Annotated in this window: 27 protein-coding genes; 4 read left to right on the top strand and 23 right to left on the bottom strand. The window is 71.2% G+C overall.

The features are described from left to right. Positions 1–107: 107 nt before the first annotated feature. On the bottom strand, positions 108–1,190 hold the full coding sequence (locus tag ACZ7CF_RS16535) for a DUF5667 domain-containing protein (protein WP_360399837.1): 1,083 nt from the start codon (positions 1,188–1,190) through the stop codon (positions 108–110). A 54-nt stretch (positions 1,191–1,244) separates the two neighbouring features. Next, a complete protein-coding gene (locus ACZ7CF_RS16530; RefSeq protein WP_360399840.1) occupies positions 1,245–1,820 on the bottom strand; it encodes a sigma-70 family RNA polymerase sigma factor in 576 nt (191 codons plus the stop codon). Between the two features lie 207 nt (positions 1,821–2,027). Between ACZ7CF_RS16530 and ACZ7CF_RS16525 the strand changes: the two genes are divergently transcribed. Continuing rightward, positions 2,028–3,503 (top strand): AMP-binding protein, encoded by a 1,476-nt coding sequence (locus tag ACZ7CF_RS16525; RefSeq protein WP_360399843.1) that lies wholly within the window; start codon positions 2,028–2,030, stop codon positions 3,501–3,503. A 1-nt stretch (position 3,504) separates the two neighbouring features. Continuing rightward, complete coding sequence (locus ACZ7CF_RS16520) at positions 3,505–3,741, top strand: glutaredoxin family protein (RefSeq protein WP_360399846.1); 237 nt, start codon at positions 3,505–3,507, stop codon at positions 3,739–3,741. On the opposite strand, the gene ACZ7CF_RS16515 is transcribed toward ACZ7CF_RS16520, so the two are convergent. Next, the gene (locus ACZ7CF_RS16515; RefSeq protein ID WP_470369921.1) at positions 3,730–4,392 is read right to left on the bottom strand and encodes an ArsR/SmtB family transcription factor; all 663 of its coding nucleotides are present in this window, start codon (positions 4,390–4,392) and stop codon (positions 3,730–3,732) included. The two genes, ACZ7CF_RS16520 and ACZ7CF_RS16515, sit on opposite strands and share 12 nt — an antisense overlap. A 56-nt stretch (positions 4,393–4,448) precedes the next feature. Here ACZ7CF_RS16515 and ACZ7CF_RS16510 point away from each other — a divergent pair, with 56 nt between their 5' ends. Then, positions 4,449–5,681, top strand: coding sequence for an isocitrate lyase/PEP mutase family protein (locus ACZ7CF_RS16510; RefSeq protein ID WP_470369920.1), 1,233 nt, complete (start codon positions 4,449–4,451; stop codon positions 5,679–5,681). Here the strand turns inward: ACZ7CF_RS16510 and ACZ7CF_RS16505 are convergent. The 19 genes from ACZ7CF_RS16505 to ACZ7CF_RS16415 all read right to left on the bottom strand — a co-directional run bounded on the left by ACZ7CF_RS16505 (position 5,650) and on the right by ACZ7CF_RS16415 (position 23,989). Then, positions 5,650–6,609, bottom strand: a complete 960-nt coding sequence (locus ACZ7CF_RS16505) for a lysophospholipid acyltransferase family protein (protein ID WP_360399855.1) — start codon at positions 6,607–6,609, stop codon at positions 5,650–5,652. The two genes, ACZ7CF_RS16510 and ACZ7CF_RS16505, sit on opposite strands and share 32 nt — an antisense overlap. 15 nt (positions 6,610–6,624) lie before the next feature. After that, positions 6,625–7,662: an NAD-dependent epimerase/dehydratase family protein gene (locus ACZ7CF_RS16500; RefSeq protein ID WP_360399858.1), complete on the bottom strand. Its 1,038-nt coding sequence runs from the start codon at positions 7,660–7,662 to the stop codon at positions 6,625–6,627. Positions 7,663–7,925: 263 nt separating this feature from the next. Then, positions 7,926–8,027, bottom strand: coding sequence for a 30S ribosomal protein bS22 (locus ACZ7CF_RS16495; RefSeq protein WP_015105422.1), 102 nt, complete (start codon positions 8,025–8,027; stop codon positions 7,926–7,928). A gap of 131 nt (positions 8,028–8,158) precedes the next feature. Further along, positions 8,159–8,371, bottom strand: a complete 213-nt coding sequence (locus ACZ7CF_RS16490; protein ID WP_053737062.1) for a helix-turn-helix domain-containing protein — start codon at positions 8,369–8,371, stop codon at positions 8,159–8,161. A gap of 212 nt (positions 8,372–8,583) precedes the next feature. Then, complete coding sequence (gene proC / locus ACZ7CF_RS16485; protein WP_470369919.1) at positions 8,584–9,393, bottom strand: pyrroline-5-carboxylate reductase; 810 nt, start codon at positions 9,391–9,393, stop codon at positions 8,584–8,586. Positions 9,394–9,403: 10 nt separating this feature from the next. Further along, a complete protein-coding gene (locus ACZ7CF_RS16480) occupies positions 9,404–10,186 on the bottom strand; it encodes a thioesterase family protein (protein ID WP_360399864.1) in 783 nt (260 codons plus the stop codon). Continuing rightward, positions 10,183–11,079 carry a proline dehydrogenase family protein gene (locus ACZ7CF_RS16475; protein ID WP_470369918.1) on the bottom strand — a complete coding sequence of 299 codons (897 nt, stop codon included), beginning with the start codon at positions 11,077–11,079 and terminating at the stop codon, positions 10,183–10,185. Before ACZ7CF_RS16475 ends, ACZ7CF_RS16480 begins: the two co-directional genes overlap by 4 nt. Positions 11,080–11,168: 89 nt before the next feature. Further along, positions 11,169–12,011, bottom strand: coding sequence for a sugar phosphate isomerase/epimerase family protein (locus ACZ7CF_RS16470; protein ID WP_360399870.1), 843 nt, complete (start codon positions 12,009–12,011; stop codon positions 11,169–11,171). Next, a complete protein-coding gene (locus ACZ7CF_RS16465) occupies positions 12,008–13,357 on the bottom strand; it encodes a hypothetical protein (RefSeq protein ID WP_470369917.1) in 1,350 nt (449 codons plus the stop codon). The genes ACZ7CF_RS16470 and ACZ7CF_RS16465 overlap by 4 nt, the downstream gene beginning before the upstream one ends. Then, positions 13,357–14,337: a Ppx/GppA family phosphatase gene (locus ACZ7CF_RS16460; RefSeq protein ID WP_470369916.1), complete on the bottom strand. Its 981-nt coding sequence runs from the start codon at positions 14,335–14,337 to the stop codon at positions 13,357–13,359. The genes ACZ7CF_RS16465 and ACZ7CF_RS16460 overlap by 1 nt, the downstream gene beginning before the upstream one ends. Before the next feature lie 27 nt (positions 14,338–14,364). After that, on the bottom strand, positions 14,365–15,045 hold the full coding sequence (locus ACZ7CF_RS16455; protein ID WP_360399879.1) for a response regulator transcription factor: 681 nt from the start codon (positions 15,043–15,045) through the stop codon (positions 14,365–14,367). Beyond that, positions 15,042–16,214 (bottom strand): sensor histidine kinase, encoded by a 1,173-nt coding sequence (locus ACZ7CF_RS16450; protein WP_360399882.1) that lies wholly within the window; start codon positions 16,212–16,214, stop codon positions 15,042–15,044. Before ACZ7CF_RS16450 ends, ACZ7CF_RS16455 begins: the two co-directional genes overlap by 4 nt. A 188-nt stretch (positions 16,215–16,402) precedes the next feature. Further along, complete coding sequence (locus tag ACZ7CF_RS16445) at positions 16,403–17,149, bottom strand: phosphoglyceromutase (protein WP_360399884.1); 747 nt, start codon at positions 17,147–17,149, stop codon at positions 16,403–16,405. Positions 17,150–17,383: 234 nt separating this feature from the next. Beyond that, entirely contained in the window at positions 17,384–18,949 is a 1,566-nt protein-coding gene (locus ACZ7CF_RS16440; RefSeq protein ID WP_470369915.1) for an AMP-binding protein, read from the bottom strand. A gap of 395 nt (positions 18,950–19,344) precedes the next feature. Further along, positions 19,345–20,217 (bottom strand): DUF4349 domain-containing protein, encoded by an 873-nt coding sequence (locus tag ACZ7CF_RS16435; RefSeq protein ID WP_470369914.1) that lies wholly within the window; start codon positions 20,215–20,217, stop codon positions 19,345–19,347. Positions 20,218–20,277: 60 nt separating this feature from the next. Then, on the bottom strand, positions 20,278–20,757 hold the full coding sequence (locus tag ACZ7CF_RS16430) for a type III secretion system chaperone family protein (protein ID WP_360399893.1): 480 nt from the start codon (positions 20,755–20,757) through the stop codon (positions 20,278–20,280). Further along, a complete protein-coding gene (mshA, locus tag ACZ7CF_RS16425) occupies positions 20,754–22,001 on the bottom strand; it encodes a D-inositol-3-phosphate glycosyltransferase (protein ID WP_470369913.1) in 1,248 nt (415 codons plus the stop codon). The genes ACZ7CF_RS16430 and mshA overlap by 4 nt, the downstream gene beginning before the upstream one ends. Beyond that, positions 21,998–22,762, bottom strand: coding sequence for an alpha/beta fold hydrolase (locus tag ACZ7CF_RS16420; RefSeq protein ID WP_360399899.1), 765 nt, complete (start codon positions 22,760–22,762; stop codon positions 21,998–22,000). Before ACZ7CF_RS16420 ends, mshA begins: the two co-directional genes overlap by 4 nt. 123 nt (positions 22,763–22,885) lie before the next feature. After that, positions 22,886–23,989 carry a L,D-transpeptidase gene (locus ACZ7CF_RS16415; RefSeq protein ID WP_458434295.1) on the bottom strand — a complete coding sequence of 368 codons (1,104 nt, stop codon included), beginning with the start codon at positions 23,987–23,989 and terminating at the stop codon, positions 22,886–22,888. A gap of 88 nt (positions 23,990–24,077) precedes the next feature. Here ACZ7CF_RS16415 and ACZ7CF_RS16410 point away from each other — a divergent pair, with 88 nt between their 5' ends. Beyond that, positions 24,078–24,848, top strand: coding sequence for an SDR family NAD(P)-dependent oxidoreductase (locus tag ACZ7CF_RS16410; protein WP_470369912.1), 771 nt, complete (start codon positions 24,078–24,080; stop codon positions 24,846–24,848). Here the strand turns inward: ACZ7CF_RS16410 and ACZ7CF_RS16405 are convergent. Beyond that, on the bottom strand, positions 24,802–25,818 hold the full coding sequence (locus tag ACZ7CF_RS16405) for a chymotrypsin family serine protease (RefSeq protein ID WP_470369911.1): 1,017 nt from the start codon (positions 25,816–25,818) through the stop codon (positions 24,802–24,804). The two genes, ACZ7CF_RS16410 and ACZ7CF_RS16405, sit on opposite strands and share 47 nt — an antisense overlap. Positions 25,819–25,848: the final 30 nt, after the last annotated feature.

Raw genomic sequence — 25,848 nt, 5'->3', positions numbered from 1 at the left:
GCGGCGGCGCCCGGCGGACCAAGCCCCCGGGCCGCCTCCTCCCGGCGGCCGAGCGCACCCCGGCAGCACGCACCGCGCCGGCCCCGGCCGGCCGGCGGGCGGCCGGGTCAGCCGAAGCTGATCCCCGGCAGCAGCGGCAGCGAGATGCTCGGCAGGGGCAACGGCAGCGGGATCGTGATCCCCGGCTTGCCCGACGTGGGCGGCGGGGTCGTGTCCGGCTGACCGGACGGCACCGGCGGCGTCGAGACCCCCGGCAGGCCGGGCACCGCGGACTGCGTCGGCTGCACCGGCGGCTGGCCGGACGCGGACGGCACCGGCCGACCGGACGGCGTGGGGGCCACCGGCGAGCGGCTGGGGGTGGTGCTCGGGGTCGGCGCCGCGGCGCACGCGTCCTTCGCGGGCAGCGGGCCGAGCGGGTCGGAGGTGCCGCTGACCACGTCGGGGCAGGCGGCGCGGGCGGCCAGGTCGTGGGCGCGCTGGGCGATGGAGGCGAGCAGCCACATGGTGGTGTCAGCGTGCTTGCCGGCGTCCTCCGGCAGGCGGGGGCGCAGGACGCCGAGCTTCTCGTACTGGTCGAGGGCCCAGTCGCGCAGCGAGGGCAGGACGGTCTTGTCGGCCACGGTGCCGTACGCGGTGAGCTGGCGCGCGCCCTCCACGGCGTCGGCGTCCAGGTCGGCGAGGGCGGTGAGCTGGCTCGCCGAGTCGGCGCCGCGGTCGGCGAGCGTCTCCATCTCGGTGACGCGCGAGGCGGCGAACTCCAGGTGCTTCAGCGCGCGCGACTCGTCGTCGAAGGTCAGGCCGAGCGAGGCGCCCTCCGCGGTGCGCTTCACCCCGTACAGCGGGTCTCCCGGGAGCGCGTCACGGCTGAGCAGCACGCTCATGCCACCGAGTGACATCAGCAGGCACAGCACCGCGGCGGCGGCGACCGCCATCCGGCCACGCGCTCCCACGCGTCTTACCGACAGGAGCACCGGCGCTTTCTCCGGTGGCGGCGCGGTCAGGACGCGCTGCCTCATCCGCTCGCGGGTCGCGGCGTCAGGGCCGACGTCCAGGCCGCGCAGCAGCTCGACGACCGCGAGCTCCTCAGCGAACGAGTCACCCCCGACCGGCTGCGGACCGCCTTCCACGGCACGGGCGAATCGCTCGTGCTCCGTCTGCCGCCACCGCGGTGTTCTTCCCTTGCCGTCCATCTCAGCCCGAGTAACGAAGTTGATCTGCTTTGGGTTACGCGTCTGCGATCGCGATCACCGCAACCACGACGGGAGGATCTGTGCGAGCCGTCGGACGGCCCGGTGTTGCAACGCCTTCACGGCGCCCTCGTTGCGGTCCATGAGCTCCGCGACCTCGGACACCGACTTGCCCTCGATGAACCGCAGCCGGATGCACTCCTGCTGGTCGTCCCCCAACTGGGAGACGCAGCGGAGCAGCTCCGCGTTGGTCGCCTCGGTCATCACCTCTTGCTCGGGGCCGCTGGTCTCCTCGCGGTTGTCCTGCAGCTCCGCGGTCGTGACCTCCAGCCGGTAGCGGCTGGACTTCACGTGGTCGTACACGATGTTGCGGGCGATCGTGACGAACCAGGCGCCGACGTCGCGGCCCTGGTAGCTGACCGACCCGATGCTGCGCAACGCGCGCAAGAACGTCTCGCTGGTGACGTCCTCGGCGAACGCCCGATCGCCGCCCACCCGGAAGAGGACGTAGCGGAACACCATGTCGACGTACTTGTCGTAAAGCACTCCGAACGCGTCGGTGTCACCCTCTTGGGCGGCCTTGACGAGCTGCCACGGCTCGTCGCCTGCGTCGTCGTGCTGACCTCCCGTCATGGTCCGGGTGGTCCTGATCGTCGGTCGTGCCCGCGCGGTCATCGGCTGGCGGCACCTCCACAGAGTCGCCGTGGCGGCAGCATACGTGTTGTTACTCCGTAGTAGGTAGTGGACCGATTGTGATGTGGAGACGCACCAACCGCGTATTCGTGACGCCGCCGACGCGTGGAAGACTGCTCGGAGCGCCCAGTTGTTCATGAGGAGGCCATGGTGACTTCCGCTCGCAATGTCGCAGATCTGGTTCGTGCCTCGGCACAGCGGGGGCCGGGCCACGTCGCACTGGTCGACGTCACGAGCGGGTTGAGCCTCACGTGGGAGACCATCGACGGCGCGGTCGACGCTTTCGCCCGCCGTTTGGCCGATTCTGGTCTGGAAACCGGCGACCGGGTGGCGGTACGGCTGCCCACCGGGCCCGAGTTCGTGGTCGCCGTGTTCGGCGTCCTGCGCGCGGGCGGTGTCGTCGTGCCGACCGGTCCCGGCACCCCGTCGCGCGAGCTGCAGCGCATCCTGGCCGACTCCGGGGCCGCGTTGCTGGTCGGTGACGGCGAGGGGTCCGACGCCACCGTGCTCGACCTGCCGGACGTGCGGGCGACCGCGGAACCGTTCGAGGCGGTGGGCGGCGGCGAGGACCTGGCGGTGCTCGGCTACACCTCCGGCACGTCCGGTGTGCCGCGCGGCGCGATGCTGTCCCACCGCGCGCTGCTCGCGAACGTCGCCCAGTGCGCCTCGCTGCGCCCGGCGCCGGTGACCGCGGGCGACCGGGTGCTGCTCGCGCTGCCGCTGTTCCACGTCTACGGCCTCGGACCCGGTCTGCTGCAGGTCGCGGGCGCGGGCGCCACGGCCGTGCTGCTGGAGCGCTTCGACCCGGCCGGCGCGCTGGACGTGATCGAGCAGCACCGGGTGACCACGATGGTGGGCGTGCCGCCGATGTACCGGGCGCTGCTGGCCCACCCGGTCGAGGTGCTGCGCGAGAAGCTCGCCACGGTCCGGCTCTTCACCTCGGGCGCGGCGCCGCTGCCCGCCGGGGTCATCAACGAGATGAAGACCGCGCTCGGCATCCCGGTCTTCGAGGGCTACGGCCTCACCGAGACGGGCCCGGTGCTGACGTCGACGCTGGTCGGCGGCACGCCGAAGCCGGGTTCGGTCGGCAGGGCGCTGCCCGGCGTCGAGATCCGGCTGGTCGACACCGACGGCTCGGTGCTCGACATCGACGAGGACGAGCCGGGCACCGGCCTGGTGTCGGCGAAGGGCGACAACCTGTTCTCCGGCTACTGGCCGGACGGTGCGCACGGGCCGGACGCGACCGGCTGGTTCCGCACCGGCGACGTCGGGTTCATCGACGCCGACGGTGACCTGCACCTGGTCGACCGGGCCGGTGACCTGATCATCGTCAACGGCTTCAACGTCTACCCGCACGAGGTCGAGCAGGTCCTCGGCGAGCTGCCGGGTGTGGTGGAGGCGGCGGCGGTCGGCGTGCCGGACGAGAGGACCGGCGAGTCGGTGAAGGTCGTGATCGTGCTGCGCGACGGCCAGGAGCTGACCTCCGACGAGGTCGTGGCGCACTGCGCGGCCCGGCTCGCGAAGTTCAAGGTGCCGACGTCGGTGGAGTTCGCGGCCACGCTGCCGCACTCGCCGACCGGCAAGCTGGCCCGCGCCGTGCTGCGCCGGCCGTTGGGAGCCTGACATGCACCACGTGACCGTCATGGGCCGCAAGGACTGCCACGCCTGCGAGGTCGCCGAGGCCGAGATCGCCCGCATCTGCGGCGAGGCCGGCGCGACCTGGTCGGTGGAGGACGTCGACTCGGACCCGGAGTGGCGTGCCGAGTACGGCGACCAGGTGCCGGTGTTCCTCGTCGACGGCGTCGAGCACGGGTTCTGGAAGGTCGAGGAGGACCGGCTGCGGGCGGCGCTAGCCGAGTAGGCCCAGGTCGCGCCAGCCGTGCTCGCCCCGCGAGGTGAGCACGACGGCGCGGCTCGTGCCGATCCGCCTGACCCAGCCCCGCCGGAGGAACTCGCCGCACAGGTGGGCCCCGGCGGCTCCGGCGACGTGCGGGACGCGTTCGGTCCAGTCCAGGCAGGCCCTGCTGACCTGCCGCTTCGAGGGTTCGAAGCCGAGCTCCCCGAGCCAGACCAGGCCGTGCCGCGTCACGGCGAGGTCGGCGGTCAGCACGCCCAGCCCCAGCAGACCGGTCTTGAGCGCGATGCCGAGCTGCCCGGCGAGGTGGTCGTAGCAGGTCCGGCCGCGGGCCAGGGCCTCCGACGCCGACGCGGCCCGCAGCGTGCGCGGCTTCTCCCCCGGCCCCGCGAACGCGGTCATCGACTCCAGCAGCTCGGCGACGTGCGGTCCTGCCAACGAGACGTACCGGTGCCGGCCCTGACGGTGTTCGGCGAGCAGACCGCCCTCGACGAGCCGGGTCAGGTGCTCGCTCGCGGTCGACGGCGCCACACCCGCGTGCCGGGCCAGCTCGGTCGCGGTCCAGGCCCGGCCGTCCAGCAGCGCCGAGCAGAACGCGGCCCGCGTCCGGTCCGCCAGCAGCGCGGCCACCTGTGCCAATGCCTCCACGACGGCCATTCTGCGCCTGCGACGATTCGGTCAGCGCCGAACCGTCCCGGCCCTAGCCTCGTGACGTGACCGAAGAGCTGCTGAGCCTGCCCGTGCCCAGCGTCCCCGCAGGTGAGAGCGGGGTGTCGTGGCTTCGATCGCAGGTCGTCCGGTTCAGCGACGGCCCCGAGCACACCCGCCGGCGCGCGCTCACGACCGCGTTGCTGGAGGGGGTCGACGCCACCACGCTCGACGAGCTGGCCGACCGGGTCCTGCCGGGCGCGTCGGCCGACGTCGCGGAGATCGCGCCGAGCTACCAGCCGCACGAGCCGATCACGGCGCAGGCTGACGCGGCCGTGGAACGGCTGGTGGCCCGGCACGGGCGCACGGAGACCACCGCGGCCCGGATCGGGCTCCTGGTGCAGGCCTGGGCGGCAACGCGGGCGTTCGCCGACCGCCTGACAACCGGTGATCGGACGCCTCCGGTCCCGTTGACGCGCCGCCAGAGCGCGCAGGGCGTGGTCGAGGTCGACCTCACCGCTCATCCGTTCGGTCACGGCGCCCACGCCTGCCCCGGCCGCGAGCTCGCCACGAAGATCGCGAAGAACATGGCGTTCAAGGCGCTGCACCACCGCGCCGAGCCGTTGCTGCTGCCGAACGCCTGGGACCACGCCACCGCCGTCGCGCTCCAGGAAGCCGGTTACCCCGCCGTCGGCACCACGAGCTTCGGAGTCTCGGCGGCGCACGGCGTGCCCGACGCGTCCGGACTCGCCAAGGAGCACACCCGCGCCTTGGCCCGGCTGATCGGCACGCTGCCGTGCCCGGTCACCGCCGACGTCGAACACGGGTTCTCCGAAGACCCGGACGAGGTCGCCGAGTACGTCGCCTCGCTCGGCGTCTCCGGGATCAACCTCGAAGACGGCCGCGGCGACCACCTCGCCGACCCGGCTGATCAGGCGGAACTGGTCGCGGCGGTCAAGCGGCGGACGCCGGGCGTGTTCGTCAACGCCCGCGTCGACACGCACTGGCTCGGCATCGACGCGACGACCACCGAGGTGCTGCGCCGCGCCGAGCACTACCTCGCCGCCGGCGCCGACGGGATCTTCGTGCCGAGGCTGCCGCTGCCGGGCATCGCGACGTTCACCGCCACGTTCGACACCCCGCTGAACGTGCTGGCCGGCGAGCCGGTGCACCGCCTGGCCGACCTCGGCGTGCGGCGGATCAGCACGGGCTCGCTGCTGTTCCGCGCCGCCCGCGCCGCGACCGTCGAGACGGCGAACGCCCTGCTCAGCCCAGGAACACGTTCCGGCGCTGCGTGAGCAGCCGGTAGAGCGTCTGCTGGATCGTCTCGCGCACTTGGTCGGTCAGGTTGAACACGAGCATCGGGTCGTCGGCCGCGTTCTCGCCGAAGACGTCCGTGCGGATCGGCTCGCCGAACTCGATGTACCACTTCGACGGCAGCGGGATCGCGCCCAGCGGCCCCAGCAGCGGGAAGAACGGCGTCACCGGGAAGTACGGGAACCCGAAGAGCCGGGCCAGCGCCTTGATGTCGCCGATCATCGGGTAGATCTCCTCCGCGCCCACGATCGAGCACGGGATGATCGGCGTGCCGGTCTTGAGCGCCGCCGCCACGAACCCGCCGCGGCCGAAGCGCTGGAGCTTGTAGCGGTCCTTGAACGGCTTGCCGATGCCCTTGAAGCCCTCCGGCCACACGCCCACGAGCTCGCCGGACGACAGCAGCCGCTCGGCGTCGGGGTTGCAGGCCAGCGTCTGCCCGGACTTGCGGGCGAGCGCGCCCAGCACCGGCGTGCGGAACACCAGGTCGGCGCCCAGCATGCGCATGTGCCGCTGCGCCGGGTGCTCGGAGGCGATGCCGTACGACGTCATCAGCGCGTCGAGCGGCAACGTGCCCGAGTGGTTCGCCACGATCAGCGCACCCCCGGTCGCCGGGACGTTCGACATGCCGATCGTCTCGACCCGGAACCACTTCTCGTACAGCGGCTTGAGCGGCGGCATCAGCACGTTCTCGGTCAGGTCCTTGTCGAACCCGAACTCGTCGACCTGGTAGTCGCCCGCGATCCGCCTGCGCGCGAACGACAGCAGGTCGGTCAGCCGGCGTTCCCAGTCCGGCACCCCGGACTGCTGCTGCGCGGGCTCCGGGACCACCTCGACGTGCCGCGCTCTGCGTGCGGCGTCGCGTTCCGGGTCGTGCAGCGGGATAACGCGCGCTCCTGCCACTGCGTTCATCTCCTCAGGCAAAGATCAGCGGAAACGGGCGGCCGCGTCGAGGATTCCCCGTTCCGCGGCGTCCACCGTCTCGGGATCGACGAGCGGCTTGAGACCCCGGCCGCTCACGTAGTCGTCGAACGCCTGCTGGGTGGTCCACCGCGGTGTGAACCCGAACTCCCTCTTCAGCAGGGTCGTGTCGACCACCCGCCCCCAGTTGAGGAACCTCATCTGGTCGGGTGAGAAGTCGACGAGCCGGGCGCTCCGGAAGAAGCCGCCGACCGTGGGCACGGCCGCGCTGGGCACCGGCAGGGCCAGCCTGCCCGCCCTGCGGATGGCCTGCGACAACAGCAGCACGCCGTCGCCGCCCACGTTGAACACGCCCGGCAGGTCGTGCAGCGTCGCGCGTTCGAGGACAGCGAGGGCGTCCTCGGAGTGCAGCAGCTGCACGCGCGCGTCGTAACCCAGGACCGTGGGCACGACCGGGAGCGCGAAGTACCGGGTGAGGACCGTGTCGATGCGCGGTCCGATGAAGTTGGTGAAGCGCAGGGTCGTGACGTTCACGTCCGGCCTGCGGCGGCCGAACCCGCGCACGTACCCCTCGACCTCGACCGCGTCCTTGGCGTACCCGGACGACGGCAGGTCCTTCGGGCCCATGTCCTCGGTGAACACCGCCGGGTCGCGCGAGCTGGACCCGTACACGGCGCTCGTCGACTTCACCACGAGCTTGCGCACGTTCGGCGACTTCTGGCACGCGGCCAGCAGCTGCATGGTGCCGATGACGTTCATCTCCTTCATCGCCGTGCGGCCGGTGGGCCCGGCCGGGTTGGCGGTGACGGAGGCGTGGACCACCGTGTCCACGTTCGCCGTGGCGATGACCTTGCTGATCAGCGGGTTGCGGATGTCCGCCCGCACGAACTCGGCCCGCCCCATGCGGCGCAGCAGGTCACGCGGCGGTGGCTCGGTGTCGACCCCGAGCACGCGCTCGACGTCCGGGTTCGCGGCGAACCGCGCGGCGAGGTGGCCGCCGAGGAAGCGGCTGACTCCGGTGACGAGGACGACCTTGGGCGTCATGCGACTCCAAGCAGACGGGTGGTGCGATTGGTCGATGCTACAAGCCCGGCCGACGAGCGCAGGGGGCCGGAACGCCGTCTTGACGCAGGTCACGCAGCCTTTACGGCCCAATCACCCGATCGGCGGCGACCGTTCCCGCGTTTCCGGGCAAGCGTCTCACTGGGTGAAATTCCGTGCCAGTGCAACTACCGGGCGTGCTGGAAAAGCAGCCACCGCCGGCCCCTGCGAGAGGGACCGGCGGTGGCGAGAGCCGCACATGGGCCTTACTTGCCGCGCTTCCTGCGCTGGACGCGAGTCTTGCGCAGCAGCTTGCGGTGCTTCTTCTTCGACATGCGCTTGCGGCGCTTCTTGATGACCGAGCCCATGCGGGATCCTTAGCTCTAGACGTTGCTTTTACTGGCGCGCCCCAGCCTTGGCCGTGTCAAGCACGGCGCGCCGGTAAGCACGATCGGCCTGCCAGTCTACCCGCTGGGGTTCGCCAGTCCTGCAACGCCCTTCAGCCGGCGTCGAAGTACGCGTTCTCGAGGTAGGCGTGCACCGCTTTCTCGGGCACCCGGAACGACTTCCCGACCCGCACAGCGGGCAGCTCACCGGAGTGCACCAGGCGGTACACGGTCATCTTCGAGACCCGCATCATCGAGGCCACCTCGGCCACGGTCAGGAACTGCACCTGAGCGAGACCTGTTCGTTCGTTCTCCTTCGCAGACATGCATCACCGCATCCTTCGACACGTGTCGTGCCGTCGGTCTTCCCCACCGACGGTTCGACACGCACGTGCTGCCCTGAGAGTAGCGGGACTGGTGTGACCACTGCGACGACCAACCGGTCAGTCTTGATGGCACGCGGGAGTCCCGCGTTCCCCTGAGGGGCACGCGGGGCCCCCGCGTGCACCAGGAGAGTACGAAAGCTCCCCGCGTGCACTCAGTCCTCGTGCTGGCGGCCCAGTTCGACGGAGCGGTCGCGGGCCGACTCGATGGCCGCCAGCAGGGCCGCGCGGACGCCGTGCTTCTCCAGCTCGCGGATCGCCATGATCGTCGTGCCCGCCGGTGACGTGACCGCCTCGCGCAGGATGACCGGGTGCGACTGGCCCTCCGCCAGCATCGTCGCGGCGCCCACGGCCGACTGGATGATCAGCTGCGAGGCCAGGTCACGGGGGATGCCGAGCAGGATGCCCGCGTCGATCATCGCCTCGACGAGGAAGAAGAAGTACGCCGGGCCGGAACCGGACAGGGCGGTGACGGCGTCCTGCTGCGACTCGGGCACCACCGCGACCTTGCCCACGGTCGACAGCAGCTCCTCGACGACCTTGAGGTGCTCGGGCGTGGCGTTGGACCCACCGGAGATGGCGCTCATCGCCTCACCGACGACCATCGGCGTGTTCGGCATGACCCGCACCACCGGCGTGCCCTCCGGCAGCCTGCGTTCGAACAGGGCGGTCGGCAGCCCCGCGCACAGCGACACGACCAGCGCGCCCTGCTTCAGCACCGGCTTGAGGTCGACCAGCAGCGGCTCGATGTCCTGCGGCTTGACGGCGACGATGAGCACGTCCGCGCTCGCCGCCGCACCGGCCACCGTGGTGCCCTCGATGCCGTACTGCTCGGTGAGCGAGCGCGCACGGGCCTCGTGCTTCTCGGTGAACATCAGATCGGCGGCCGGACGACCGCCCTGCAGAAGCCCGGACAGCAGCGCCTCACCGATCTTGCCCGCGCCGAGCACCGCGATCTTCGTCATCGGTCAAGTCTCACACAGCGGGTGTCAGCGCCAGCTGCCGTGCCTGGCACACCAGCCGGCCGGTCGCGTCGATGACGGTGGCGTCCTCGTCGAACCACTGCCCGTGCACCGCCTGGCAGGTGACGTGGATGCGCAGCCACCCCGGTGCCGGCCGCGCCCGCAGCAGGGCCGTCAGCTGCACCGTCGGCGACCACCCGAACCGGCCGAGGTTGAACGTCACCGGCATCGACAGGTCGCCCGCGAGCAACGCGAAGAGCAGGTCGGGGTGCTCGTCGACCGGCCGCGCCCACAGCTTGAACGTGAGCGGCCCGTCCGTGCGCCGTTCGAGGAACGCCGCCGACTCCCGGTCCACCCGCAGGTCGCACAGGGCGCCGACCTTGTAGGCCCCGCCGGTCGGGAACGACGCCAGCTCGATCGACCCCGGCGGCGGCGCGGCCGGCACCTGCGGCAGGTTCGCGTAGTCGGCCCGGTTCTCCGGGATGCGCCCGAGCGTGACCGACGCCTCGACGCACACTTGACCGCGCTGCTCCAGCGTCACCGCCACCACCGTGGCCGTGCGCCCCGCCTTGCGCAGATCGGTCCTGACCAGCACCGGACCGACCTCGGGCGCACGCAGGAACTGCGCGGACACCGCGAGCGGGTCGTGGCCGGTCAGCTCCGCGGCGGCCCTGGTCATGACCGCGAGCAGGAACCCGCCGTGCGGCTTCGGGCCCACGGTCCACTCGGCCGGGAGCGAGGCGGTGAAGGTTCCGTCACCGAGTGACCGCACCGCGCTGGACTTCGAGAAGGTCATGAGCGGCTGGCCAGCGACCGCAGGAAGAAAGTCACGTTGGCAGGCCGTTCCGCAAGTCGCCGCATGAGATATCCGTACCACTGCTCGCCGTACGGGACATAAACGCGCGTCCCGAGCCGCTTCTGCTCCTCCGGCCGGATGCCGTAGAGCATCTGGAACTCGAAGTCGGTTTTGTCATACCACCGCGCCCGCTCACCGATGATCTCGATGAGCCGCGGGTCGTGCGTGCCGAACATCGGGTACCCCTCTCCTGCCAGGAGCACGTTGGCGCAGCGCACGTAGTTCAGGTCCACCTCGTGCGGGTCCTGGATCGCCACCTCCGGCGGCTCCGCGTAGGCGCCCTTGACGAGCCGGACCCGGCTGCCCTCGTGGCTGAGCGCCCGGCAGTCGTCGAGCGTGCGGTGCAGGTAGCTCTGCAGCACCGCCCCGACCCACGGCCACGTCCTGCGCAGCTCGCGCAGGACCTCCAGCGTCGAGTCGGTGGTGGTGTGGTCCTCCATGTCGAGCGTGACCGTCGTGCCGCACTGCTCGGCCGCCGCGCAGATCCGCGAGGCGTTCGTGAGCGCCAGCGACTCGTCCAGCGACTGGCCGACCGCCGACAGCTTCACGCTGACCTCGGCGTTCGCCGCCAGGCCTGCGGCGTGCAGGGCGTCGAGCAGCTGCAGGTAGGCCTGGACGGTCTTCTCCGCCTGCGCCTTGTCGGTGGTGTCCTCGCCGAGGTAGTCGAGCGTCACCGGCAGTCCGAGATCGCGGACGACCCGCACGGCGTCCGCCGTCGACTCGCCGGCCACGAACCGCCTCACGACGTCCCGGCTGATGGGCGCGTTGGCGACGAGGTGCCGCACCGCCTCGTTGCGAGACGCGGCCATGATCAACGCTCGCAGCGGGTCCACACCGGAACCCTAACCCGCTGGCCTCCGCCGCTCAGCGCACGCGGGGTCCTTTCGTGCGCTGTGGGAGTACGAAAGCTCCCCGCGTGCACTCAGGACAGGGCGGAGCGAGGGGTCGTGGAGGGGCCGTCGGCCGGCCAGTCGAGGTGCAGCCGCGCGAACAGCAACGCCTCGGCCAGCATCTCCCGCCGGGCCGCCGGGGTCACCGCACGCCGGGTGTTGACCTCCAGCACGACCTGCCCGTCGAACCCGCTGCGGGCGAGCCGCTCGCACAGCTCGGCGCACGGCTGCGTGCCGCGGCCGGGGATCATGTGCTCGTCCTTCGGCGCGCCGGAGCCGTCGGCCAGGTGGACGTGCCGCAGCCCGTCGCCCATCCGCTTCGCCAGCTCCAGCGCGTCCACGTGCGCCGCGGCCGAGTGCGAGAGGTCCAGGGTGTAGTTGGCGTGGCCGACGTCGGTCGGGTCGATGGAGGGCTTGAACGCGGTCATCTGCACCGACCGGCCGCGACCGAGCGGGCGCTTCACCGGGAACATGTTCTCCACGGCGATCGCGATGCCGCTCTCGTCCTCCAGCGATGACACCAGGCCGGCGAAGCCGTCGGCGTACCTGCGCTGCCAGCGGAACGGCGGGTGCAGCACCACGGTCGGCGCGCCCAGGTCCTGAGCGGCCCGCACGGCCTTGCGCAGGCGTTCCACCGGGTCGGGCGACCAGACCCGCTGGGAGATCAGCAGGCACGGGGCGTGCACGGCCAGCACCGGCAGGCCGGAGCGGGTGGACAGGCGGTCCACCGCCCGGATGTCCTGGGAGACCGGGTCGGCCCACACCATCAGCTCGACGCCGTCGTAGCCCAGCTCGGAGGCGATCTCGAAGGCAGCTCCGGCGGGCTGCGGGTAGACCGATGCCGTGGAAAGCCCGACCGGGATGCGGGCCGTCAACTCTTCACCAGCAGCATCGCCGCTGGTGACACAGTGACGATGAGGCCCACGAGGATGGCGAGCAGTGTGGTTTGCAGGTCGTCGGCGCGGCGGATCTTGCGGACCAGCAGCACCAGGCCGACGGTCACGGCCAGTGCGACCACCAGCGCCGCCACGGCCTGGGTGCGCCAGAGGAAGTTGAACGCGAGCCACAGTGCCGCGCCGCCGAGGACGCCGACCGCGAGCTGGCCGATCATGACCAGCCACTCCTTGGCCGGCGAGCGCTGCGCGTCCTCCTCCGGGTCCTCCTCGGCCTCGCTGACGTCGTCGAGGCCCGCCGGGCGTTCGTCGTCGTCGATCTCGTCCGCATCGGCGAGGTAGTCGTCCTCGCGGTAGACGGCGTACTCCTGCGAGTCGTCGTCGTCCACGTACGGGCCCGCGTGGGCCGCGGTCGACTCCATCGGCGGCAGCGACAGGTCGGTCTTCTGCAGGTCGGGCTCGTCGTCGCCGAACCACGCGTCGGCGTCGTTGCCGGGCAGCGGCTCCGGCAGCTTCGGCGGTGCGGGCGGCACGATCAGGACCGACTCGGTCTCCAGCGCCGCGATCTGGTCGACCGGCGCCTTCGCCGGGATGCGCGGGAGCTGCTCGGTCATCGCCTCGCGCGGCGGACCGGGGACCGGCAGCGGCACCGACGGCTGGCCGGGCTTCGGCGGGCGCGCGATGTTCGTGCGCGACGCCGGCGGTGCGGCGGGGTCCAGCCGGGACTCGATGCGGGCGCCGTCCGGGCGCGGCAGGTCGGACCGCGAGACGTCGGGCCTGGCCACGTCCGGGCGCGGCAGGTCCGACCGGGACACCTCGGGGCGGGCCAGGTCGGGACGGGGCAGGTCGGAGCGCGACGGCTGGTCGCGGACCGGCGGCACCTGCCGGGTCTGCTCGGCGGCAGCGGCGGGCGGGGGCACGGGAGCGGGCTGGCCTGGTCTGCGGACCTGCGGCTGCGGCTTGGGCAGCTGCTGCGACGGCTGCGGCTGCGGGGGCTGCGCTGCCGGGGGCTTGGGTGCCTTCGGGGGTGCGGCGGGCGGTGTCACCGGCGGCACCGGCTGGTAGGCGGTCCGCTCGGAGGACGGTTCCGGTGCGGCGCGGCGACCGGTCGGTGCCGGGTCGTCGTCGCGCACGGCCATGAGCCGGCCGCTGTCGGACAGGACGCGCTCGATGATCGACTGGGGCGCGGTCTCCGGCTGCTGGACGTCGTCGTCGTCCTCCGCGCGGCGGCGTCGCCGACGTGGCGCCTCCCCCGAGCTGCCGCCGTACTGGGCGAGCAGCTCAGCGACAGTGCGCTGCGTGTGCTCCGATCCGCTCTCTCGACTCATCAACTCCACCGTGCCCCGGTCTGGCTGGTACGTCCAGTATCGCTCTGGTCCGTCCCATCAGTGTGGTCCAGCCGCCGGAGGATGACACCCTCCCGGAGCGCCCACGGGCAAATCTCCAGCTGCGTGAGTGACAGGGCTCGCATGGTTGCCTCCGCGACCAGCGCACCCGCGACGAGCTGGTGCGCACGCGAGGTGCTGACACCTTCCAGCTCGGCGAGGTCGCTGGCCGACATCCGGGAAATGAACGCGATCAGCTGCCGCAGGCCGGCGTCGGTGAGCACGCGACGCGCCCTGGGCCCGGCAGACGATGGCGCGGCCCCGGTGAGCCGCGCCAGCGTTCGGAAGGTTTTCGAGGTCGCAACCACCCGATCGGGTTCTCCCGCGCGTTTCAGCTTCCGCGCCACAGGCGCGAGCTGCTCGGCGAGCCATTCGGTGGTCTCGCGGACCTCTGACCGCCGTGGTGGGTCCTTCTTGAACCGGGTCCTGGTGAGCCGGCCGGCGCCGAGCGGCACGGAGAACGCCATCTGCGGGTTCTCGTCGCGCCCGACGGCGAGCTCGAGGGAGCCGCCGCCGATGTCGAGGCACAGCAGCTTGCCCGCCGACCAGCCGTACCAGCGGCGGACGGCGAGGAACGTGTACTTCGCCTCGTCCTCGCCGGACAGGACCTTCAGGTCGACCCCGGTCTCGGTGCGCACCCGGTCGAGCACCTCGGCCGAGTTGCCCGCCTCGCGCACCGCCGAGGTCGCGAACGCCATCAGGTCCTCGCAGCCGGAGCGCTTGGCCGACGCCTTGGCGGCGGCCACAGCGCGAACCAGCTGGTCAGCACCTGATTTGCTGAGCATTCCCCCGGTGTCGAGCTGCTCGGCGAGCCGCAGGATCGTCTTCTCGGAGGTCGTCGGGATCGGGTGGGCACCACGATGCGCGTCCACCACGAGGAGGTGGACGGTGTTCGAACCCACGTCAAGGACGCCCAGGCGCACGCCGGAAACGGTACCTGGTCGTGTCCGTCAGGACTCGAACTTGTAACCCAGACCCCTCACGGTCACCAGGTGCCGCGGTGCCGACGGGTCCGGTTCGATCTTCGACCGCAGCCGCTTGACGTGCACGTCCAGCGTTTTCGTGTCGCCCACGTAGTCCGCGCCCCACACCCGGTCGATCAGCTGGCCGCGGGTCAGCACCCGGCCCACGTTGCGCAGCAGGTACTCCAGGAGGTCGAACTCCTTGAGCGGCAGGCTGACGTCCTGGCCGCCGACGGTGACGACGTGGCGCTCCACGTCCATCCGCACCGGGCCGGCCTCCAGGATCTGCGGGAGCAGGTCCTCGGACTCGCCGCCGCGGCGCAGCACCGCGCGGATGCGGGCGATGAGCTCGCGGGCCGAGTAGGGCTTGGTCACGTAGTCGTCGGCGCCCAGCTCCAGGCCCACGACCTTGTCGATCTCGCTGTCGCGCGCCGTCACCATGATCACCGGCACGGCGGAGCGCAGGCGCAGCTGCTTGCACACGTCCGTGCCGCTCATGCCGGGCAGCATGAGGTCGAGCAGCACGATGTCGGCGCCGTTGCGGTCGAACTCCTCCAGCGCCTCCTGGCCGGTGGCCGCGAGCGCCGCGGTGAACCCCTCCTTGCGCAGCAGGAAGGCGAGCGGATCGGCGAAGGACTCCTCGTCCTCCACGATGAGCACCCTGGTCACAGCTCTCCTCCAGTGTCACCCGCGCCGGTGTGGACGAGGGTCGGGTCGATCTCGGTCGCCGCGGCCGGCAGCCGCAGCGTGAAGGTGGACCCCGTTCCCGGGAGGCTCCACAGCTTCACCTCACCGCCGTGGTTGGCGGCGACGTGCTTGACGATCGCGAGGCCCAGGCCGGTGCCGCCGGTGGCCCGCGACCGGGCCTTGTCGACGCGGTAGAACCGCTCGAAGACGCGCTGCTGCTGCTCCTCGGCGATGCCGATGCCGCGGTCGGTGACGGCGATCTCGACGTGCCCGTCGACCAGTCGGCGGCTCACGCTCACCGGGCTGCCGGGCGGGGAGTACGCGACGGCGTTGTCCAGCAGGTTCGTCAGCGCCGTGACGAGCAACGACCGGTCACCGGGCACGACGAAGCCGCTCGGCTCGTCGGTGGTGATCGAGATGTTGACGGACTCGGCGGCGAGCTTGGAGCGCGACAGCGCCTCGTTGACGACGACGTCGATCTCGGTGTCGGACAGCTCCGGCAGCTTCTCCGCGCCCTGCAGCCGCGACAGCGCGATCAGCTCGGTGACGAGCGTGCCGAGGCGGGTGGCCTCCTGCATGATCTTCGCGCTGAACCGGCGGACCTCCTCCTGGTCGTCGCTCGCGTCCAGCACGGCCTCCGCGAGCAGCGCCAGCGCGCCGACCGGCGTCTTGAGCTCGTGGCTGACGTTCGCCACGAAGTCGCGCCGGGTCTTCTCCAGCCGCACGGCCTCGGACTCGTCGTTCGCGTCGACCACGGTGAAGCCCTCGGTGAGCAGCCTGACCTCGGCGTGCACCGCCTCCGGCTGCCGGGCGCGGCGCTGGCCCTCCAGCGGCGACAGGTCGACGTAGACGACCTCGTTGCTGTTGCGGACGGCCTCGGCTGCCTTGCGCGCGCGGTCGTCGACGCGGTTGTTGCGGACGACCCCGAGTTCCTCGGCCCGCGGGTTGTGCAGCACGACGTCACCGAAGTGGTTCAGCACCACGATGCCGTCGTGGGCGTCCTGGACGATCCGCTGCATCAGGTCGGCCACCGTCAGCCCCTCCGGGGCCTTGGGGTTCCTGGGAGCGGTGAACCTGCCAACGAAGAATGCGGCGATCACGCCGATGAGCGCGACGCCGATCGACACAGCGAGGTAACCCGTTGTGGTCACGAGGCGAATGGTAAGCAGCTCAGAGGTGTCCCGGCCTAGTGCCGAAGCGTGAACCGTGATACCCGCGACACCTCAGTGGACGGTTGTTCCGCACCTGGTCAGCCCCTGTTCACCCAACCGTGATGCACGGGGCGGAACGCGGGGGCCCCGCGTTCCCCCGAGGGGAACGCGGGGCCCCCGCGTGACTTTCAGCGACCCTGGTTGGCCACCGCCGCGATGGCGTCCTTCGCGGCCTCGGGATCGAGGTACTCGCCACCCGGCTTGATCGGCTTCAGGTCCTCGTCGAGGTCGTAGCGCAGCGGGATGCCGGTCGGGATGTTGAGCCCCGCGATGGCCTCGTCGGAGATCCCGTCGAGGTGCTTCACGAGCGCGCGCAGCGAGTTGCCGTGCGCGGCCACCAGCACCGTCTTGCCGGTGCGCAGGTCCGGCACGATCGCCTCGTCCCAGTACGGCAGCATGCGCTTCACGACGTCGAGCAGGCACTCCGTCAGCGGCAGGTCGGGACCCAGCCCCGCGTAACGCGGGTCGGTGTCCTGGCTGAACTCGCTGCCCGGCTCGATGGGCGGCGGCGGGGTGTCGTAGGACCGGCGCCAGAGCATGAACTGCTCCTCGCCGAACTCCTCCAGCGTCTGCTTCTTGTTCTTGCCCTGCAACGCACCGTAGTGGCGCTCGTTGAGGCGCCAGTCGCGCTTGACCGGGATCCAGTGCCGGTCGGCGGCGTCGAGCGCCAGGTTCGCGGTCATGATCGCGCGGCGCATCAGGCTGGTGTGCAGGACCTCCGGCAGGACACCGGCCTCCTTGAGGAGCAACCCGCCGCGGCGGGCCTCCTTCTCGCCCTTCTCCGACAGGGGAACGTCCACCCAGCCGGTGAACAGGTTCTCCGCGTTCCACGTGCTCTCGCCGTGGCGGAGCAGCACCAAGGTTCCGACAGACATGGCGGCTAGCCTGCCATGCCGGACCTCCCGCCGTACCCCGTCCCCACGCTGACGAAGGCAACCGCTTGTGTCGTCAGCCAGCTCTGACAGCGCACGCGGGGACCTTTCGTACTCGCGGGGAGCGCACGCGGGGAGCTTTCGTACTCTCGGAGAGCACGAAAGGTCCCCGCGTGCGTTCACCACATACGGCGAACGGCCCCGGCGGTGATCGAGCCGGGGGCGTTCGGACCGCGGTCAGGACTGTTCGCGGGAACGGAGGTCCTTGCGGAGGATCTTGCCCGACGCCGACTTCGGGATCGCCTCGATGAACTCCACCACGCGCACCTTCTTGTGCGGTGCGACGTGCGCGGCCACGAACGACATCACCGCGTCCGCGTCGATGGACGAGCCGGCCTGGCGCACCACGAACGCCTTCGGGACCTCCTCGCCGTCGGCGTCGCGGACGCCGATGACGGCCGCGTCGGCGACCTCCTCGTGGGTGAGCAGCACGGCCTCCAGCTCGGCCGGCGGGACCTGGTAGCCCTTGTACTTGATGAGTTCCTTGACGCGGTCGACGATCGAGACGACGCCGTCGTCGTCGATCACGGCCACGTCGCCGGTGCGCAGCCAGCCGTCCTCGTCGATGGTGGCGGCGGTGGCGTCGGGGTTGTTCAGGTAGCCCTTCATGACGTTCGGGCCCTTGCACCACAGCTCGCCGCGTTCGCCGACGCCCACGTCGGAGCCGGTGGCCGGGTCGACCAGGCGGCACTCCAGGTTCGGCACGATCAGGCCGACGGTGCCGACCGAGATGTCGTCGCGGCCGTCCGGGATGGCGTGGCTGACCGGGGACATCTCGGTCATGCCGTAGCCCTGCACGACGCGGCAGCCGATGCGCTTGCGGACGGCGGCGGCGAGGTCGGCGTCGAGCGGGGCGGCGCCGGAGAAGAGGGTCTTCAGCGGGGACAGGTCGTAGTTGTCGACGATCGGGTGCTTCGCCAGCGCGACGGCGACCGGCGGGGCGATGTAGACGCGGTCGGTCTTGTGCTCGGCGATCACGCGGAGGAACTCGGGCAGCTCGAACTTCGGCAGGGTCACGACGACGCCGCCGATGTAGAGGCCGTTGTTCATCAGGACCTGCATGCCGTAGATGTGGAAGAACGGCAGCACCGCGAGGATCCGGGTGTGCGGGCCGACGTCGCTGAGGATCGACTGGCACTGCACGATGTTCGCCACCAGGTTGCGGTGCGTGAGCATCACGCCCTTGGGCAGCGCGGTCGTGCCGGACGAGTACGGCAGCACCGCCACGTCCTCGGCCGGGTCGATCTCGACCTCGGGCACCGGTTCGGTGTTGGCGAGCAGCTCCGGCAACGACGGGTAGCCCTCGGCGCCGTCGAGCACGACGACGTCGGTGACACCGGCCTTCGCGGCGCCCGGTGCGGCGTTGGGGAGCAGCACCGACACCGTGAACAGCATCTTCGCGCCCGCGTCGTGCAGCTGGTGGGCCACCTCGTCGGGCGTGTAGAGCGCGTTGATCGTCGTCGCCGTGGCACCCGCGCGCAGGATGCCGTGGAACACGACGGCGTAGTACGGCGTGTTCGGGCTGAGGACGCCGACCACGTCGCCCTTGCCGATGCCCCGCGCGGCCAGTGCGGCGGCCAGGCGGTCGACGGCACCGGCGAGCTGGCCGTACGTGAGCGACGTGCCGGACATGCCGTCGATCAGCGCAACGCGGTCCACCCGGTCGGCGATGTCGCCGAACAACAGCTGGTGCAGCGACACGTCGGGGATCTCGACGTCGGGGAACGGACTGCGAAAGACCATGCGGCGACCTCATTCACTCGCTGTACACCCAGCCTGCGCCGTCATCGTGAGCCAGCCCACTGAACAGGTCAAGCAAGTCGGGATCGCTACAGAGACGTTACTTCGCGCCGCTAAATACACTCGAATGGAGCAATCCGAGCACTTGTGATCGCAACCAGGTATCTGGGAAGTTGGTCACGCCTCCGCGAGTCGGCTCCCACGCTCAACTCGACAAGCGGACGGCAAGGGCGCGGTTCGTCATCCCCCGTCGGATCGCGTGGCCCGCTTGAGATCCGTCGGCTCCCCCCGTCCACGGATCGACGCAGCGGGGACCTTTGACGCGGGACGGCTCGATGCGACTCCCCCTCTCTCCCGAGCCGTTCCGCGCTTCACAAAGGACCACTCTCAGTAGATCGTCAGACGTCTGCTTCGACCGTTGGAGTGACACGCTTCCGGCGACGCAGCCAGAAGATCACCGCCACCGTGGGCACGCCGAGCACCAGGACGAACGGCAGCAGGCCGCCGACCCCCACCAGCACCAGTCGCAGCACGTGCACGAGCGCGTTCCAGCCGGCCACGAAGGCGTCGCCGAACCCGGTGCGCTCCGGCGCCGGCGGTGCGATCGGGGTGGTGCTGACCTGCACCGTCAACGTCGCCAGCGCGGCCTTGCCCTTCAACGACTCGCTGCGCCGCTGCAACGACTCCAGCTCGCTCTGCCGCTTGGTCAGCTCGCCCTCGACCTGCGCGATCTCGGCCGTCGACCCGGCCCGCTCGAACAGCACGCGCAACCGCTCGACGCTGGCCTTCTGCGTCGCGATCCGCGCCTCTACGTCGACCAGCTGGTCGGTGACGTCCTCGCTGCGGACCTCGCTGCGCGTGACGTCGCCGTAGTCCTCCAGGCTCCGCACGACCCCGTCGAGCTCGTTCGACGGCACCCGCACGGTCACGCTCCCACGGGCCTGGGTCGAGCTCTCCTGCCCGGCGAACCCGCCGACCTGCTGGGCCTTCGCCTTGATGTCGCTGATCGACCGCAGCACGTCGTCGCTGCGCAGGTCGACCGTCGCCGTGCGGACCAGCTGCCGTTCCTGCTGCTGCACCGACTCGGCGGACTGGTTCTGCTGACCGCTGTTGTCCTGTTGCTTCTGCGCCCCTGTCGGCTGTGCGGCCCGCTGCTGCGGTGCGGCGTTCTCCGCGACCGACGAGCCACCGGAACTCTTCGAGTCCGCGCCGCACCCCGTCGCGAGGACGGCCAGCAACGCGACTCCCACCCACAGCACTCGTCTGCTCATGCCCGTCGGACGGAGCGGAGGGCCGCCGGAGTTGCCGTCCAGACCGAAACGAGGCGGCGCCTACTCCGAAACGAGATGTTCGAAGGCCCGCAGGTTCGCCAGCGACTCGCCGCGCGACACCCGCCACGCCCACTCCCGCCGGATCGCGTCGGCGAACCCGATCTCCAGCAGCGGGTTGAAGTCGCCGTCGGCGGCCTCCAGCACCTGGCCCAGCACCCGGTCCAGCTCGTCCGGGGTCACGGCGTGCTTGCCGATCCGCCCGACCAGGTGGATGTCGCCCTCGGCGTCGATCGTGTAGTGCACCCCGTAGAGCCGGGCGTTGCGCCGCAGCAGGAACCGGTAGACGTCCTCGAACGACTGGTCCGGCCGCCGGCACACGAACGCCTCGACGACCAGCGCGTGCGCCGTCTCGACCAGCCACACGTTGGTCTGCAGCTTCTTGGTGCCCGGCAGCGTCACGAAGAACCTGCCCTCTTCACGACGGTCGTACTCGATCTCCCGTTCGTCGAGGAACGACTTGATGACGGCGTCGACGGTCACGCGAAAACCTCCCGGCGGAACACTTCTGCCGCCTCCTGGTACCCCGCGAGCAGGGCGTCAGTCGTGCGGTCCCAGGAGAAGCGTCGCGCATGGCCGACCGCGTTGCTCGCCAGGTGCTCGCGCTGCGGCAGCGCCACGTCCGCGAGCGCCCGCGCCCAGGCCTCGGCCTCGTGGCCGTGCACCAGCACCCCGGACACACCGTCGTTGACCGCCACCGGCAGCCCGCCGACCGCCGCCGCGACCACCGGCGTCCCGCAGGCCTGCGCCTCCAGCGCCACCAGCCCGAACGACTCGTTGTGGCTCGGCACCGCGACCAGGTCCGCCGCCCGGTAGACCTCCGCCAGCGCCGCACCCGGCTGTGGCGGCAGGAACCGCACCACGTCCGCGATCCCCAGCCGGCCCGCGAGCTCCTCCAGCGCCTTCGGCTGCTCCAGCCCGCTGCCCGACGGCCCGCCGACGACCAGCACGACCAGCCGCGACCGCAGCCCGGGGTCGCGGACCAGCATCTCCGCCGCGGCGCGCAGCAGCACGTCCGGCGCCTTCAACGGCTGGATCCGGCCGACGAACGCGAGCACCACGGCGTCCGGCGGGATGCCGAACCGCTGCCGCGCCGCGGCCTGGTCACCCGGCGTGAAGCGGTCGAGGTCGACCCCCGGCGGCACCACGGCCACCTTCGACGGCTCCGCCTCGTACAGCTTGACCAGCTCGGCGGCCTCGATGTCGGTGTTGGCCACCAGCCGGTCCGACTCGGCGACCACCTGCTCCTCGCCGATGACCCGCATCCGCGGCTCCGGTGCGTCGCCCTCGGCCAGTGCGAGGTTCTTCACCTTGGCCAGCGTGTGGGCCGTGTGCACCAGCGGCACGCCCCAGCGTTCCCGCGCCAGCCAGCCGACCTGCCCGGACAGCCAGTAGTGCGAGTGGATCGCGTCGTAGTAGCCCGGCTCGTGCCGCGCCTCGGCCCTCAGCACGCCCGCGGTGAACGCGCAGAGCTGCCCCGGCAGCTCCTCCTTGCCGAGCCCTTCGAACGGCCCGGCGGCGACGTGGCGCACCCGCACGCCCGGTGCCAGCTCCGCGACCGGCGGCAGCTCGCTGGACGTCGCGCGCGTGAAGATCTCGACCTCCACGCCCCGCCGCGCCATCCGCGTCGCCGTCTGCACGATGTAGACGTTCATGCCGCCCGCGTCGCCCGTGCCGGGCTGCTCCAGCGGGGAGGTGTGCACGCTCAGGACCGCGACCCGCTTCACCGGACCACCTTCTCGAGGTCCGCGGCGAAGCGGTCCCGCTGCTCCAGGAAGGGCGCGTGCGCGGTGTCGGGGTAGAGGCTCAACTCGGCTCCGGGGATCAGGGCGGCGGAGTACTCGGCGGCGGCAGGGGCGACCACCTGGTCTTGGGTTCCGTGCACCACCAGGGTCGGCACGTCGACGGCCCTCAGCACGTCGGCGCTGCCCACGTCCCTGCGGAACAGCTCCCCCCGCACCTTAGGGCTCGTGGTGAGGGCGGCGGCAGTGAGCGCGTCGACCGTCCCACCAGGTAGACGCGGTGCCATCGCACGGCAGAAGTCCGCGAGCGCGGCGTCGTCGGTGATCGCGGCGGGCAGCGCGGCCCGCATGACCGGCCCCGTCTCGCCGCCGGGGCGACCGCGGCCGATCTCGGTGATGGCGCCCACCAGCACCAGGCCGGTGATCTGCGCGGTGCCGTGGAACCTCAGGTGGTCGGCGACCACGAGACCGCCGTAGGACCAGCCGACGACGGTCGCGGGGCCGGTGTGGTCGAGCACGGCCCTGAGGTCTGCGGCCCACCGCGCGCTGTCGCGGTAGTCGCCGAAGTCGTCGGACTCGCCGTGTCCGCGCAGGTCGACGGCGTAGGTGCGGAACTCCGGCAGGTCCCAGGCGGCACCGGTCTGCGCCCAGCCGTGGACGAGCACCACCGGTGGCGCGTCAGGAGGTCCCGCCGCACGGACGGCCAGTCGTCCCCCACCGGCCACCGTCACGCGTGTCAGCTGCACACAATGACGAACGACCTGGTCGACGCACACATTCCCCTCAGCCCGAACGTCACGCGGGGGCCCCGCGTTCCCCTGTGGGAAACGCGGGGCCCCCGCGTGACAGCTGGAGCAGCACGGGGGCGCCTACTTGACGGCGGACTTCTCCTTCCACTGCGCCCACGGGATCTGCCAGTCGTACCAGTCGAACTGCGCCGGCAGCGTGGTGATGGAGCCGGTCACCTCGACCGGGTCACCGACCAGCGCCGAGTCGTAGTACGCCTTGGCGTCGGCCTCCAGCAGGTTCGCGCAGCCGTGCGAGGTGTTGTTCTTGCCGATGTTCGCCGCGTTGTCGTTGTTCTCGTGGATGAACTCGCCGTGGTTGGAGAACCGCACGGCCCACTTCTTCACGACGTTGGTGTAGCCGTAGCGCGGGTTGTCGAACGAGAACGTCTCGTGCTTCGACATGACCACGAACGTGCCGTTCGGCGTGGTCAGCTCCGGGTCGGCGTCCCGGCCGAACGAGGCGGCGTAGGACGCGACCTGCTGGCCGTCGCGCAGCACCACGAGCTGGTGCGTCGGATTGTTGATCTTCACGACCTGGTTGCGGCCGATGGTGAACTCGCTGGTCACGTCGGCCTTGCCGAACGCGCCGCCGCCGTAGTTCACGCCGTAGAGCTTGGCCTCGACCTTGACCTGCGTGTTCGCCGGCCAGTACTGCTCCGGCCGGTAGTGCACCTCCTGGGCGGTCAGCCACGCCCACGAGCCCTGCACGTTCGCCGAACTGGTGACCTTCAGCGCTTTCTCGACGGTCGCCTTGTCCTGCACCGGCGCCTCGAACTTCACCATGATCGGCGCCGCGACGCCGACGGTCTGGTTGTCGCCCGGCCACAGCGTCGCGCGGGTCTGCGAGCCCGGCGCCACCGTGGTGAACGACCCCGTGAGCTCGACCGGCTTGCCGTCGGTGCCGACGGCCTTGCCCGAGTAGCTGTAGGTCTTGCCGTAGCCGAGGGGCTCGGCGTTGGTCCACCCGGTCCTGTCCTCGGTCAGCGTGCCCTTGACCTCTTTGCCCTCCGGTGACTTCAGCGCCACCGCCTCCAGCTTGCCGTCCACCACCGCCACCTGCACGGGGGACGTGACCTGGACGTCCTTGGTGCCGTCCACGGGGGACACGGTCACCTTCGCGGACGGGAGCGAACTGTCCGGCTTCGCGGACCCTGCTTCGACGCTCGAGCACGCGGACAGCAGCATCAGGCCGGCGAGCAACGCACCAACGGTTCTCTTCACGGTTCTGACCTCCACAAACCAAGACGTCCAGCCCGACCGCCTGGTGCGAGTGATGTCAGTCACACCCGGGTCGACGCCTACGATCGAGGTCGTGAATCGACCTGTCGCAGTAGTGACCGGAGCGAGCGCGGGCATCGGCGAGGCGACCGCGCGGCGGCTTGCCGCCGAGGGGTTCCACGTCGTGCTCGGCGCACGTCGTCTGGACCGTCTCCACGTTATCGCGAAAGAGATCGAGGGGACCGCGATCGAGCTGGACGTCACGGACGCCGGCTCGGTCGCGGCGTTCGCGGAGGGGGTACCCCACGCGAACGTCCTCGTGAACAACGCGGGTGGTGCGCGCGGTCTCTCGACCGTCGCCGAGGGCGACCCGGACGAATGGCGGTGGATGTGGGAGTCGAACGTGCTCGGCACGTTGCTCGTCACCAAGGCCTTCATCCCGAAGCTGATCGCGTCCGGTGATGGCCACATCGTGTCCGTGACGTCCGTCGCGGCACGTGACGCCTACGACAACGGCTCCGGCTACACGAGCGCGAAGCACGCGCAGTCGGCGCTGCACCGGACGTTGCGCGGCGAGCTGCTCGGCGAACCGGTGCGGGTCACCGAGGTCCTGCCGGGCATGGTCGAGACCGACTTCTCCGCCAACCGGTTCGGCGGCGACACCGAGCGCGCGGCCAAGGTCTACCAGGGCCTCACGCCGCTGACGGCCGACGACGTGGCGGACGTCATCGCGTTCGCCGTCACCCGGCCCTCGCACGTGAACCTCGACGAGATCGTGCTCAAGCCGCGGGCCCAGGCTTCCGCGACTCGGGTACACCGGGTGTGAGCAACTCCACGTCCAGCAGGCGCAGGACGGGCTCGATCGGGTTCGCGAACCCGGTCGTGCCCGTTCCGCCGACGTAGAGCCCGACGACCCGGTTGTCCGCGTCGACGAGCACCGCGCCCGAGTCGCCGTGGTCGCCGAAGCGATCGGCCGAGTGCACGCGGACCTGGTCGCGCAACGTCCGCACGCCCAGTTCGGCACCGAAGTCGAGCCGCAGCGTCGCGTCCACCGACGTGACCACGCCGTAGGTCAGACCCGTTGTGCGGCCCCGTTTCCGCACCGACGAGCCGACCACGGCCGGTGCCGTCCCGGTCAGCGCGCCGACGTCGAGCACCTCCGCGCGGAACGGCCGGCCGCCCATCCGCAGCCCCGCAGCCGAGACCGACCCGGCCAGCGCGGCCCGGTCGAGCACGGCCACCTGGTCGGCACCGACCAGCCCACCGTCCACTCTGGACGGGTGCAGGAACTCGTCGCCGACCGCCCACGCGTCGTCCACGCAGCCGACGTGGAACGTGGTGAGCCCCACCACCTTCCGGTCTTCGCGGGTCACCGCGAACGCACCCAGCGTGCCCACGACCACGTAGTCGCCCGCGACCGGCACGTCCGGCGGCACCATCCGCACCGCACGCGCCGGACCGATGCTCAGACCGCCGCGCAGCACCGGATGCCGTTCCGCCGCACCGGGTTCGCCGAGCACCTCGGCCGAGCGCGAGAGCCGCGCCCGGTGCAGCACGACCGTCTCCGCGACCACGTCGGTCGGCACGCCGGCGACCTCCGGCGGGATCTGCTGCGGGTGCTCGGGTCCCTTGGCGCACACGTAGACCACGATCGCGGTCCGGCCGGTGGGCCGGCCGCCGGTGTACTTCTCGCCGATGTCGACGCCGATGACGCCGGGCCGGGCGAGGAACTCGTCCTCGACCATCCGCTTGACCGGCCGGATGACCTCTCGCGCGCTGTCGTCGAGGTGGCTCATGGCAACCTCCGTTCCACCCCTACCTCAATG

It is taken from the genome of Lentzea sp. NPDC036955, from assembly GCF_055608005.1.
This window is presented reverse-complemented; position numbering and strand designations above follow the sequence as displayed.